At 28.5% G+C, this 12,650-nt stretch carries 13 protein-coding genes and 1 pseudogene; 1 reads left to right on the forward strand and 13 read right to left on the reverse strand.

Features of this window, described 5'->3' with window-relative positions; genetic code table 11:
* Positions 1 to 55 precede the first annotated feature (55 nt).
* Both AC6FXG_RS07995 and AC6FXG_RS08000 read right to left on the reverse strand, forming a co-directional pair.
* On the reverse strand, positions 56 to 223 hold the full coding sequence (locus AC6FXG_RS07995; RefSeq protein ID WP_148466085.1) for an aminoacyl-tRNA hydrolase: 168 nt from the start codon (positions 221 to 223) through the stop codon (positions 56 to 58).
* Positions 224 to 672: 449 nt separating this feature from the next.
* Positions 673 to 1,077, reverse strand: coding sequence for a sigma factor-like helix-turn-helix DNA-binding protein (locus AC6FXG_RS08000; RefSeq protein WP_262347775.1), 405 nt, complete (start codon positions 1,075 to 1,077; stop codon positions 673 to 675).
* Positions 1,078 to 1,345: 268 nt separating this feature from the next.
* Here AC6FXG_RS08000 and AC6FXG_RS08005 point away from each other — a divergent pair.
* Positions 1,346 to 1,558, forward strand: a pseudogene (locus tag AC6FXG_RS08005) (helix-turn-helix domain-containing protein); the annotation flags it as partial.
* 264 nt (positions 1,559 to 1,822) lie between these two features.
* On the opposite strand, the gene AC6FXG_RS08010 reads toward AC6FXG_RS08005, so the two are convergent.
* The 11 genes from AC6FXG_RS08010 to AC6FXG_RS08060 form a co-directional block, all read right to left on the reverse strand.
* On the reverse strand, positions 1,823 to 2,740 hold the full coding sequence (locus tag AC6FXG_RS08010; RefSeq protein ID WP_148466087.1) for an alpha/beta hydrolase family protein: 918 nt from the start codon (positions 2,738 to 2,740) through the stop codon (positions 1,823 to 1,825).
* A 50-nt stretch (positions 2,741 to 2,790) separates the two neighbouring features.
* A complete protein-coding gene (locus AC6FXG_RS08015; RefSeq protein WP_500572275.1) occupies positions 2,791 to 3,840 on the reverse strand; it encodes a saccharopine dehydrogenase NADP-binding domain-containing protein in 1,050 nt (349 codons plus the stop codon).
* A gap of 203 nt (positions 3,841 to 4,043) precedes the next feature.
* A complete protein-coding gene (locus AC6FXG_RS08020) occupies positions 4,044 to 5,417 on the reverse strand; it encodes an ABC transporter ATP-binding protein (protein ID WP_148466089.1) in 1,374 nt (457 codons plus the stop codon).
* A gap of 14 nt (positions 5,418 to 5,431) precedes the next feature.
* Positions 5,432 to 6,103 carry an energy-coupling factor transporter transmembrane component T gene (locus AC6FXG_RS08025; RefSeq protein ID WP_004830229.1) on the reverse strand — a complete coding sequence of 224 codons (672 nt, stop codon included), beginning with the start codon at positions 6,101 to 6,103 and terminating at the stop codon, positions 5,432 to 5,434.
* 1 nt (position 6,104) lies between these two features.
* Positions 6,105 to 6,692 (reverse strand): MptD family putative ECF transporter S component, encoded by a 588-nt coding sequence (locus AC6FXG_RS08030; RefSeq protein WP_148466090.1) that lies wholly within the window; start codon positions 6,690 to 6,692, stop codon positions 6,105 to 6,107.
* A 13-nt stretch (positions 6,693 to 6,705) separates the two neighbouring features.
* The gene (locus AC6FXG_RS08035) at positions 6,706 to 7,074 is read right to left on the reverse strand and encodes a hypothetical protein (RefSeq protein ID WP_004830224.1); all 369 of its coding nucleotides are present in this window, start codon (positions 7,072 to 7,074) and stop codon (positions 6,706 to 6,708) included.
* Between the two features lie 21 nt (positions 7,075 to 7,095).
* Positions 7,096 to 7,371, reverse strand: coding sequence for a cyclase family protein (locus AC6FXG_RS08040; protein ID WP_148466091.1), 276 nt, complete (start codon positions 7,369 to 7,371; stop codon positions 7,096 to 7,098).
* A gap of 82 nt (positions 7,372 to 7,453) precedes the next feature.
* Entirely contained in the window at positions 7,454 to 8,113 is a 660-nt protein-coding gene (locus AC6FXG_RS08045; protein ID WP_148466092.1) for a hypothetical protein, read from the reverse strand.
* A gap of 86 nt (positions 8,114 to 8,199) precedes the next feature.
* On the reverse strand, positions 8,200 to 9,945 hold the full coding sequence (locus AC6FXG_RS08050; protein WP_148466093.1) for an ABC transporter ATP-binding protein: 1,746 nt from the start codon (positions 9,943 to 9,945) through the stop codon (positions 8,200 to 8,202).
* Positions 9,938 to 11,716, reverse strand: a complete 1,779-nt coding sequence (locus AC6FXG_RS08055) for an ABC transporter ATP-binding protein (protein WP_148466094.1) — start codon at positions 11,714 to 11,716, stop codon at positions 9,938 to 9,940. Before AC6FXG_RS08055 ends, AC6FXG_RS08050 begins: the two co-directional genes overlap by 8 nt.
* 103 nt (positions 11,717 to 11,819) lie before the next feature.
* Positions 11,820 to 12,452, reverse strand: coding sequence for an ATP-binding cassette domain-containing protein (locus AC6FXG_RS08060; protein WP_222847459.1), 633 nt, complete (start codon positions 12,450 to 12,452; stop codon positions 11,820 to 11,822).
* Positions 12,453 to 12,650: the final 198 nt, after the last annotated feature.

The raw sequence follows: 12,650 nt of genomic DNA on the forward strand, positions 1-12,650 counted from the left end.
CAAGGTTAGGCTTCCACAAAAATATTATAACGCTCCTTATATTTTTTGTCAGCCCCTAATAGACAGAAAATTTTTCTTTGATGTATTCCTCTACTAAATTTTCTAAGCTAAATCCATTTTCATTAAATTTAACTTCTATATTCCAACCATCAATTTGATTTATTATCTGTTTATCTTTTTTATCTGTTTTCATTTCCGTATTTATATTATGTTCATCACACATAATATCTTCTCCTTATCTTCAATATTTTTAAGTTTTTTGACATTGACAAGTGCATTGGCTGCAACATAGGAATTTCACCTCCGCCCCTTTTCAAGATGAGCCGGCTTCAACTGTAGAAGTATCATTATCCCTGTTAATATCATCGCACAAAAGTTGCCACCCTCTTTTTATACAAACTTATTTATCGCTCCAAACCTTATATCCTCCACAAATGTAGGTATTCATTTAAACCAATTATCTTAGCAGGTTTATCTTGGCGTAAGTTGTAAATTGCTCAATTAACAGTTAACGTCTTGTCTTGGTCTATTCAGTTGTCAAGGTTCAAAATCTATATATAACGAGGTATAAAAGTCCCTCTATATATAAACCTTAATTTTTATGCCTCTTGTTTCCATTTTTTTGAATTATTTTTTAATTTCCCATAAAACAAGAAGATCCTTAGTAATTCCCTAATCTTCTCCATCGAGTAGTTTTTTTAGTTTTTGTAATATTTTATTTCTTGATGTGAAAATTTTTTTGGAAGATACATCTTTTTCTTTTGCTAGATCTCGGATTGTTTTTTCTTCAAAATATAAAGCATCGATTATCTTTCTTTCTTCCTCATTTAAGTTATCAAGTGCCTTATATAGATCCCCTATTCTAAGCTTAGTCTCAATTATCTTTTCTACATTTACACTTTTATCTACTATATTTTCTATAGCATCATTTTCGCTTGTAAAATAAAGATCTCTATACTTTCTATCTAGTCTTGATAGATACTCTTCACGATTCTTTAGTTTCTTATATTCTCTATAAATTTCATCGCTTACATATATTTTCTTTCCATCTACATAAATATATTTTTCTTTAGACATCTTGTCCTCCTTTTCTTTTTCAAATTCTTTTTTGAAAATAAAAAAGGAGGACTACGGCATTTAGGCATGTCGAGTCCTCTGAAAAATAGGAGTTTTAAAACTAAAAACTGTTTTCTGTTAAACCTAAAAAGTTAACATAAACATGATATTAAAATAGATAGGTATTCTTATCGTGGTTTTATTTATAGTTTTCTTCATTGATATATCTACCTCCATCCCTTTCAAATATATCACTAAAAGTAGATATATTTGCATTAATTCTGCTTCATTTAAGAAAAAAAACAACTTGAGTATTACAGAATTCACCCAAAGAAAAAGAATGAATATAGCTGAACAACTTTTGTTAAATACAGATCTTGAAATTAGATATATTGCAAAAACAGTAGGTTATACTTCGCCTAGCCGATTTAGTAAACTTTATAAAAGGTTCAAAGGAGTTTATCCACGAGAAGTGAAAAGTATAGTTAATATGGCTAAATAAGATTAATTATAATAGAGGACTACGGTATTTTAATAAATCGAGTCCTCTATGTAGCGGTTTTTTCATCATTTTAAATTTTTCAATCAGAATAACAAACACCCTAATATCCGTTCTAAATTTCTCTAATATAGATAATAGCCTCATCATGTAAAGTATCCTTTAAAAATGTTTGTTTTAAAGTTAATCTCCTCCATCTTTATACTAAATATAGTTCTAAACTCAATTTATAAAAAAACAAAAAAATATTATTTATTAATTGCTTAGTTAATTATTTGAAATAAACTCATTAATTTTATTCATTAAATCTATATTTAAACCACCAGTAATATTTTTTGTAGGATTGTGACCACTATTTTTGAGTAAGATGTATTCAACATTTTTGTTAGTAATCTTTTCCTTTTTTTCATAAATTGAATTACTAATCTTTACAACCATATCATCAATAGATTGAATTATTAAAACAGGTTTATTGAAATTATTAATACTTTTAATTGACTTATTAAAAGATAGCTTACCAAATTTAAGAAATTCAATGATTTTTATGGTAATTTCTATAGGCCAAGTAAAAATTATATGAAAGTTACTTGCTATACTCTTTCTTACAAATTCGGATGGATAATCAAATCCTGAGATGACTACACTATTGTCTATAAAGTTCTTCTTAAACTTTAATGAAGTTGCTACTGCAAATCCACCCATACTATGACCTATTAAAGATACTTTATTGAATTTTTCATTCTTTTCAATATACTCAATAGCTAATAAGGAATCCTCTAAAAACTGAGTAAATCCACCAATTAATTTGCCTGTGCTTTTCCCAGTTCCTTTGATGTCATAACAGAATACAGTATATCCATTTTCTATCCAGAAAAATATCTCTGATTTAAAATCTAAATATGATTCCTCATATCCACATACTAATATTATTAAATGGTTGTTTTCATTAATATTCTTTGGGCTCTTTGGGTAAAAAAATATCCCAAATCTAAAAAAAGAATCATTTTTTTTATCGGAGTTATCAAAAAATACTGATTTTTGATTGACCTCAGAAAAAAGTCCCCCACTATTTACATAGTCTATTCTTTTATTAAATATTTTTCTATGCATTATGCTAATTACTAGAAAAAACATAGCAAAATACATAGTAATAAAAATAACGAAACCATAAATTAAATAACCCATATTTTTTCTCCAAATCTCTTAAATACAATATAATTTCATAATATCTGACATCAAATACGGATGTTAGATATTTTAATATACCCATTACGCAAAAAAACTTTTATTATCTCATAAGCATCAAACATTTCCCAAACTTCGCCTATCCCATGTTTTAAATTTTTATTATGTTTCAACAAATTTATAACTTCTGTTATAACAACAGCTGTAAGCTTATTCCAGTCCAGTTTTGATTCTAAAGTTATTCTTTTTTTATAATTTAACCCATTTGAAAAAATACAATAGTAATTAGTAAATGACGAATTATAGCCTACACTTTCTTCTTCAAATAAGCCTATTAATTCAGAAATATAATTCCTATAGATTTTCTCATCCTTTTCAATAATGCTTTTTGCTTCAATTAGTTTTAAAATGATTTTTTCACTTTTAAATGTATTATAAAAATATGCTGTTTTTATATCAGTGCTATTAATACATTTGAAAAAGCTTTGGTTAATTACTGGTATACAAATAACATCTCCAGATAAATGATTCAGCTTCCTTTTTATTTCCCAAGTTTCCATTTTCTCAATACTATTACCTCTTACAAAAGAACGGAACGAACTTTTATATTCATTTGAAATATCTAATAACTCCTCTATTGCTGATTTCGACATACTTCCACTACCAGAAAAAATGATTTCCAATTTATGAGGACTATATTCTGTATCAATGTACTTAATGAAAACCTCTGTTAATCCAGGATTGCATCCCGCTGAATAAATTATACAATTATTTTGTTTTGTTTTAGGTAATTCTACAGTTTCACTTAGATCAAAAAATGATGGATCCACATAATTTACATTGTTTTCCATGCAAACATTAATAATGTTTGCATTTTTTATACCAGTGCAATTTATTACAACTTGACATTTAGAAATAAAATCATTTAGTTTATCTTTATTTTCAATATCAAAAATCTTGTGCTGTATATTGTTTTTCTTAATAATATTTCTTTTGTTTCTAGTTGCTGCATAAATATAATTATCTTCAGTTTTAGAAGTTTCTTCTAGAACAATTGAACCAATATTCCCACTACATCCTAAAATACCTACTTTATACATTCTTTTTAACCTCTCTATATCTGTCTATGTCCCCATTTTTATTTGTCAATACCTTAATACATTATTCATATTTACAAATTTTATATGTTTTTACCTAGTATTCTTTTAAATTTCTAGTGCAATTATTTACCTATTTTCCTATCATCACAATTCCATGTATAATAAATACTTTACAGTGCTTAATATATTCTCCCTGTTAAATTTTAAAATTCATAAACTCTATCACAAGTAGCGTTTATAAACTCTATGTCATGAGATACTATAAAAATATAGTAACCCTTTTTACTTAATTTTTTAAGTTCCTTAGATACTACTTTCATTCCTTCGTAATCTAGTCCTGATGTTGGTTCATCAAAAATAAATATTTGTTTATCTGATAACACTGCATTTCCAATTACTAACCTTTGTTTTTGTCCTCCTGAAAGTACCATAGGATGCAGTTCTTTAAGTTCAATTAATCCTAATTCCTTTAAAACTTCTTCAATCTGACTATCACTACAATTATTTCCTAAATGACATTCTTCAACTAGACTATTTGTAAACAATTGATAATTTACATCTTGCATAACCATTGCAGATAATTTCTGTCTTTCTTTACTATTTAGCACCTTCCCATCTAGTGAGATTTGACCTTCTGATTGTTTGTGCAGGCCTGCAATACACCTAATTAGAGTAGTTTTTCCTACACCGTTTTTTCCTATAATTCCTAGTATTTCTCCTTCATTTACTCCTAGCTTTAAGTTCTCAAATATTTTTTTTTCACCATAATTACAAGATACATTTTCAATCTTTAAAGAATTGTTTGATATGTTTTGCTTAGTTTCAATTTTTAAAGTTGGTTCTTCTAAGCATCTAAGGCCCATTGATATTCTTTTTATGTCATCTAACTTAAAAAAATCTTTTCCAGAAAAAGATTGTTTAATAACTCCTTTATCTACATATAATACTCTATCTACTAAATCCTTTAAAAAATACAATCTATGCTCACAAATAATTATAGTATGTCCTTCTTTTTTTAACTTCTCTATGATTTCTCTGATTTTTAGAATTGTTGTCTTGTCAATATTTGCAGTAGGCTCGTCCAAAACATAAACTTTAGGGTTCATAGCATAAATAGATGCAAAGGCAATGATCTGCTTTTCTCCACCTGACATTAAGAACATATTTTTGTTTGTCAAATTTTGTATATTCAATTCATCTACAGCTTTTTTATAACTTTTTATAATTTCCTCAGATTCCATTCCACTATTTTCCAAACCAAAAACGATTTCTGCATCTGAATTTGTATGAAAAAATTGTGCTTTGGGATTTTGAAAAACTGTTCCAATTAGTCTGGATAATTCATACATTTCAAATTGATTGGTGTTTTTATCATCAATATAAACCTCCCCCTTCATACGTCCGTTTTCAAAAAAACGTGGGATTAAATTGTTTATAATTCTGCCTATTGTTGTTTTTCCACATCCACTTCTTCCACATAACAAAATACATTCACCATCTTGTATCTTAAGATTTAGATTTTTTACTATCTGTTCCTCTTCTGAATAAGAATAAGAAACATCTTTTAATTCAATCATATCTTTACCTCCTCTTAATATCTAAAATAAACCAAAGCATAGAAAGCAAAAGATATGACACATACAAGCAAATCTCTTCTTTTAAAATGTAATTCAATTATTGAATTTCTTTTTACAGGATTGTCTATACCTCTTACCGTTGCAGCTTGTGATAATTCCTCTATATTTAATGTAGCTCTCATAATAGTGGTAATAATTAATCCATTTAATTTATCTATGGTCGACATCTTTTTTAACTTCATAGTATCACGTGTTTTAGCATAGTCCTCTTTCAAGGCTGGAAAATATCTAAGCGTTATTGATAAGCCTGTTATAATACTTTCTGGAAAATGCATTTTTCTAAGGGCACTAATCAACTCATATAAACTTGTTGTTTTAACAAAAGTATAACCAAATAATGCTACTGATAACATTTTTAAAACATACATTAGCAAAATAGCAAAAGACACAGCAATTAAACTTGGTAACTTTGGTAAGACAAAAAACTCTATCCCATAAAACAGCAAGTATGCAATAACAAATTTTATTGATATCTTGTAAAATCCATTGTATACAGCATATATACAACTCCAAAGCAATAAAAGAAACAATGCAGAAGTTTTTGATACGTTAAATATTGTAAAGTTCAAAATAAAGAGCAGGAAAATCCCTGCTCTTGGGTCTAAATTTAATTTATCTTTATTCATTTTACATAATACCCGCTTTTTTAAAATATTTTTTCATTATCCTCCTTGCAAACAAAGAACCTAGTACTGCACATATTAGAGTCAAAACAAAGACTCCTATCAGTACCACAGGTGAAGTAAATTTTTCTAAGGTATTTATATAGTCCTGTGACATCCCCACCTCTGCTATATGTGCAAAAAATGATTCTTTAAATAACCAAATAGGTAGTGGAGAACCTATCATACCAATAGAAAAAAAGGCAAATGACAAAGTGTTTCCTAAAAAACTCTTATAATTAGTAACTTTTCTTATAATTTCTGCAAGTATACAACCTATTACAAAAGTTGTAAGAATAACTGTTGTAAATTGACCAGTCGCATAGTAAATCAAAACAGTAATAGTACCCATTATTAAAATAGCCCCTGGCTTTTTAACTTTATTACATATCATCATATATGGTATTCCTGTAAAAAGTGCAATTAATGCAGACATTAATATCCACATAACTGGTATCATTCCTGCCACCATAAAGGCAAAATTGATTACAAAATATATGGCTGTATAGATTCCTATTGTTATTAAATCTTTTCCCTTCAACTTATTATCCATTTCTATTCTCCTCCTATATCATTGATTTTAAAAGTATACTATCTATTTCTTCTTCGCAATAGCCTAAATTCACTTTAATCTCATTGCTTTTAAGTATCCCAAAACATATCTCCTTCCACTTTTTAATTATTTGATCATAAGCAATATCATGGTCAATCATATATTTTTCATTTAATATGACTTCTACCTCTCCAATATACGGAGATAGATTTACATTAAAACTTTTTAATGTCTTTTCATGAACGTTAAATGTTTTAAAAATAAAATCATGATCGAACCTCCTCTCTTGATATATAATTTTCGCATATGTTTTTAATCTTTTTTCATGTTCTTTTTGCAATCCAATATAATCTGAAATGCAATTGTTTACATGTTTTAACATAATTTCATTTGTAATCCCAAATTACTCCTTCACAATTCTTTTTAATTCTATTTTATCTAGCGTCATACCATCAGGATCTACATGAGCTGGTACATCAATATGAGTGCCATATTGACCAAGGAAAGTATATTCATGTGCTTTTACTGGATACTCATTAAAATCCAATATTATTTTTTTTAGGGGTTTAAACCCTTTCCATCTATGGCTATTTTCATCAAAACTGTGAGTTAAATCAACCCATTCTAATTTTTTTCGTTCTTCTATTAATTTATTTATCATTTTTACTAATACTTCCATTTTAGCATTTATTAAACTCTATAATAGTAAACCTATAATCATCAATATATTGTTAGTAAGTTAATTTTTAATAATTATTTGTTTATTTGACCACTGGTTTAAACACCATTTCACAAAACCTTAATTCTTTATTCAATCCAATTATCCCTATCTCCTTTATACATGTTTTATCTCCTTTCTCAATTATAATTCCATTATCATTTTTCGTAATAGTATTCATTTCTTGATAGTCCTTATATGATGCATCTATACGTACGTACCCTAATCTATATGATCCATTTATATGATTCACACATAATAGTTTTTGATTTGGCTCATATCTAGAAACAATAAAAGGTAATCTAATATTTTGAAATACAAAAAAACTAAAATACGCTTGTTGCTCTTTATAGTTCTTTCTACTCCAATGCATTGTCTTTTTAGAAACTTTAAACCCTTTGTTCTTAACTTCTTGCTTTGTTTTTTCAATATTAACAAGTGTTTTCCATTTTCCATGTTCAATTGATGTATTCTTCAAATCGAAATCTTCCAATGCAAAATCGCACCATGAGTTTTTCGCCTTATACCAATACCACCATTTTTTTGCTGGGTATCTACCATATAAAAACAATAAACCTAATCCTCCCGATAAATATCTTTTCTTAATGGTAAATATTTCTAAAAAATGTCCATCATCTAACCAAATAAAAAAGTTATTTGATTTATTAATATTTTTAGAACCCCACTCGATTTTAAATCCCATTTCGGTGATTTTTTTTGAAGCCTCTTGTAAATTATCAACCCCTACATGATATGTGACTCAATTTTAGCATTTATTTTATCTCCTTATTATATTTTCCAATTTTCTACTTTACCCCTGATTCTCATAAAACTTCTATATAGTCCCCCTTCTTCTATTAAATCTCTGTGTTTTCCTCTTTGAACAATTTCCCCATCATCCAATACAAGTATTTGGTCTGCTTCCTCTATTGTTACAATTCTATGGGCAATGATAATTACTGTTTTACCTTCACTTAAATTAGATATGGCTCTTTGTATTAAATATTCATTTTCTGGATCTATGCTAGATGTTGCTTCATCTAGGATTATTATAGGGGCATTCTTTAGCATGGCTCTTGCTATAGATATTCTCTGTTTTTCTCCTCCTGATAGGGCTCCACCGCCTTCACCAACAATTGTCTTATAGCCATTTGGTAATTTCATAATAAAGTCATGGCACTGAGCTTTTTTTGCTGCATTAATTACTTCTTCTTTGCTGGCAGTAGGCTTTCCAAATTTTATATTATTTTCGATTGTATCATTAAATAGATATACTTTTTGAAATACTGTACTTATATTAGACAGTAAACTGGACAAACTTAAATCCCTTATATCTACATCTCCAATCTTTATACTACCTTCCTTTACATCATAAAAACGCGAAATAAGATTACATATTGTTGTTTTACCTGAACCTGACGGTCCGACTATAGCTGTTATTGTTTTTTCTGGAATTTTAAAGGAAACATCTTTTATAATAGGTGTCTTATCGTATGAAAAACTTACTCTATCAAAGATAATATTATGATTTTTTAAGGGCAAATCTTTTCCATTTTCATCTAAAAAATCTGCACTCTTCATTTTGTCCAAATTATCTAATGTTTTATCCAGAACCTCTAAAACATGGGTTGCCGAGTTTACATTCTCTACCGAAGAAAACATAATAAAGGAAAATATGAACACTGCAATCATAATAGGCATTTCTATTTGAGCCTTTATAGTCATAATTCCAGCAAGTATCACAATTAAAATTGATGCTAATTTTAACGAAAATAAATGTAAGCAGTTGAAGGGTGTGTACTGGCTTTCAATTTTAATATTTGTCTGTTTGCTATTTAAAATAGCCTCATTGAAGTTTTTAAGACTGGCATTATCTTTGTTAAAGGCCCTAACTATTGGAAGTCCCATCACAAGCTCCATTGTGGCTTCCACCAAATCATTTTGAGCCTTATGGTAAGGAATAGAGTTTTTTTCTGAAAATCTACCAAGCATTGCTAGGAATAGATATGAAGTCAATACCCCCAAAACAGCAATTATTCCCAATTTCCAAGATAAAAAGGAAATACTAAGTATCATGACAGCTGCCATTATATAGCCATTAATGACAATATCTATCATCTTCATAGCATAGTTTTCAAAGAAAGATAAATCAGTAGTTACAGCACTAGTAAGTTCTCCAGGGTTGTTTTCTTGAAAAAATCCAAGTGCTACCCTTTTTAGTACATCACCGATTTGGATTCTTTGGTCAGCGGTTACTTCATAGCCTATGCTTTCTTGATTTACAGCTTTAAGATAAGAACTAGCATATCTTCCCAGTACAAATATAATCATTAGTATTGTAACTGTAATTATTTCTTTGTTTCCATAATTTCCTTCGCCAAAATAGTTTTCAAGAATAAGGTTAAATACATATACAGATAACATGATAGGCATAGAAATAAAAACAGAGTTTAAAAAGGAATAGATGAAGCCTTTTTTCATTCTTTTATTATATTTTTTAGCCCATTTTAAAATTCTACTTGTAGTTTTAAACATATCTTTCTCCTCCTATATTAGATACCGTAGACTTTGTTTTTGCTCCTATATGGGATAACCACATCTCTTTATATAGGCTAGATCTTTCAAGTAGTTCGTCATGACTTCCTACATCTAATATCTTCTTGTTGTTTAAGACAACTATTTTATTTGCATCTTTTACAGTAGACAATCGATGTGCTACTACTATCAAGGTTTTGTTTTTTGTTAAAAGCTTAATTGCTTCTTGTATTTTTTCTTCATTGTCTGGATCTATAAAGGCTGTAGCTTCATCAAGTAAGATTATAGGTGAATTCTTCAACATCATTCGGGCTATAGAAAGTCTCTGTCTTTGTCCGCCTGAGAGTTTACTTCCAAGGCTTCCTACATTTGAGTTGTATCCATCTTCAAGTTCCATAATAAAATCATGACAAGCACAGATTTTTGACACCTCAATTACCTCTTCATCACTTGCATTAGAATTTCCCATTCGTATGTTTTCCATGATACTTTCATTGAATAAGAAATTATCTTGTGAAACATAGCCAATAAAATCATTAAGCTGTTTCAAAGGTATATTTTTAATGTTTTTTCCACCTATTGTTATTTCTCCTTCATCTATATCCCAGTATCTTGAAATAAGTTTAACGATAGTGGATTTACCTGATCCAGATGGTCCAACTATGGCTGTAAAAGAATTCTCAGCTATATCTAAGTTTATATTTTCTAAGACCGTATTCTCATCATCATAAGAAAAAGATACATCCTTGAATTTTATGTTCATTGTGTCAACAGCTACTTCTCTATCCGTTGAAATAAGATTAGGTATTTGTAAAATTTCATTTATGTCCTTTATTGCATATTCTATACTTTTTAACAGATTTACATAGTTTGTAAACTGTGTAAGAGGACTAACTATCCCCAGTGACAGCATTAAGCATATACAAAAATCAGCTGGAGTTAATGAGCCCTTTAAATATAAAATCATTCCTACTGGTAATGTCCCTAGAAATGTTGATGGCAACACAGAACTTGCAAAATTCATAACATTCCATGTTGATTTAAACCAATTTAAGGTATGCTCCTTATATCCGTTTACAGCATCCATATATTTCTGATATGATTGGCTATCTTGGTTAAAGGTTTTTATTACTTCAATACCACCAATGTACTCTACTATTGTAGAATTCATGTATTTATTTGACTTCATCTGAGCCTCATAGAGTTCATTGAAATTTCCCATAAGTTTTTTATATGCGATTAGGGCAAAAGGAACCGTAAGAAGCATTGCCAGTGTCATTTCCCAGCTTATGAATAACATGAAAATTGCTATAGACACTGATAAAAATAAGGCAGATATACATTCTGGTATGATATGGGCAAGAGGCATTTCAATTGTTTCAACCTTATCGACAATAATCGACTTATACTCTCCAATTGTCTTTTTTGACGCATTTCCCATAGAAATATTAAGTAGTTTTTCACCTAATTTTTCTCGAATATTTCTTAAAATTGTATAAGCAGATATATGTGATAATGATGTTGATATTCCATGACAAATATATCTTACAACATAGGAGATGATTGCAATAGCTCCATAACATACGACATATTCTACACTTGCCTTTTGCTCCATAAAAGTTATCATTAGCCTGTACACTGCCCAGTAAGGTATGATACTACAAAATACACCAATAATTGCCATGATTACTGACAAAATTAACTTATCTTTGCAATTCGACGCAAATTCAAAAATTGTTTTTATCCATTTATTATTCAACAGATCCACCATCCTATTCTATTTATCAATACTTTTATATTGTTGCACCATGTCACTAAACCTACTTTATTTTTAATAGATTATAAATAATATTAAATTATACTTTTTTAGCCTTTTATATTTGATTATCACAAAAATAATCCTTTAATTTCTCATTTCCCTTATCGTTTAAAAAATAGGAGTCTTTAATTTTTCCATCTTCCAGATGTATAACATAATCACAAATTTCTAAAATCAACTCATAATCATGAGTTACAATAATTTTAGTTATATCATCTGAAAGTTCCTTTACAAAATCTGAAAACTCAAGCATATTGTCCCTATCAAGTCCAGAAGTAGGCTCATCAAAAATTAAAATTTCCCTTTTAGAGACTAATGCGGTAATTATAGCAAGTCTTTGTTTTTCTCCTCCTGATAAAGTCATAGGATGGGAATCAAATTTACTCTTTAAATTAAATTTATCCAATATTTCATTTATCTTATTATCATCAATTTTATCAGTTGAGATTCGTATCTCCTCATTTACGCTCTCCGTAAATAATTGATGATTAACATCTTGCATTACCAAAAATGATTTTTTAAGCATTTCTTTATTTGTATGTGTTTTCCCATCAATCACAGTTTTTCCATTAAACTTTCTTTCTAAACCGCATAGACACCTTGAAAAAGTGGTTTTCCCTGAGTCATTATTGCCAATTATTGCAATTGTATGATTTTTTGGAATTACACAATTTTTTATATTTAGAATTTATTTATCTTTATAATGAGAAAAAAATAGTTTTCTATGCTTATAAAATTTTTCCCAACTGCAATTTTATTTTTGTTTTCTTTACACATTGTAATATTTCTTGTTCTTAATCCTAAATCCACATAATCAGGTTCATTAATATTTATGACGATAACTCAATTATTCTCTAAAACAGCCAAGATTTTTTGATTTTTTTAT

This window comes from Ezakiella massiliensis, assembly GCF_059862345.1.

What these genes read in the sequence shown, in the direction of transcription:
- AC6FXG_RS07995 (WP_148466085.1), bottom strand. Translation starts at nt 223, where the DNA reads ATGTGTGATGAACATAATATAAATACGGAAATGAAAACAGATAAAAAA.
- AC6FXG_RS08000 (WP_262347775.1), bottom strand. Translation starts at nt 1,077, where the DNA reads ATGTCTAAAGAAAAATATATTTATGTAGATGGAAAGAAAATATATGTA.
- AC6FXG_RS08010 (WP_148466087.1), bottom strand. Translation starts at nt 2,740, where the DNA reads ATGGGTTATTTAATTTATGGTTTCGTTATTTTTATTACTATGTATTTT.
- AC6FXG_RS08015 (WP_500572275.1), bottom strand. Translation starts at nt 3,840, where the DNA reads ATGTATAAAGTAGGTATTTTAGGATGTAGTGGGAATATTGGTTCAATT.
- AC6FXG_RS08020 (WP_148466089.1), bottom strand. Translation starts at nt 5,417, where the DNA reads ATGATTGAATTAAAAGATGTTTCTTATTCTTATTCAGAAGAGGAACAG.
- AC6FXG_RS08025 (WP_004830229.1), bottom strand. Translation starts at nt 6,103, where the DNA reads ATGAATAAAGATAAATTAAATTTAGACCCAAGAGCAGGGATTTTCCTG.
- AC6FXG_RS08030 (WP_148466090.1), bottom strand. Translation starts at nt 6,692, where the DNA reads ATGGATAATAAGTTGAAGGGAAAAGATTTAATAACAATAGGAATCTAT.
- AC6FXG_RS08035 (WP_004830224.1), bottom strand. Translation starts at nt 7,074, where the DNA reads ATGTTAAAACATGTAAACAATTGCATTTCAGATTATATTGGATTGCAA.
- AC6FXG_RS08040 (WP_148466091.1), bottom strand. Translation starts at nt 7,371, where the DNA reads ATGGAAGTATTAGTAAAAATGATAAATAAATTAATAGAAGAACGAAAA.
- AC6FXG_RS08045 (WP_148466092.1), bottom strand. Translation starts at nt 8,113, where the DNA reads ATGGGATTTAAAATCGAGTGGGGTTCTAAAAATATTAATAAATCAAAT.
- AC6FXG_RS08050 (WP_148466093.1), bottom strand. Translation starts at nt 9,945, where the DNA reads ATGTTTAAAACTACAAGTAGAATTTTAAAATGGGCTAAAAAATATAAT.
- AC6FXG_RS08055 (WP_148466094.1), bottom strand. Translation starts at nt 11,716, where the DNA reads ATGGTGGATCTGTTGAATAATAAATGGATAAAAACAATTTTTGAATTT.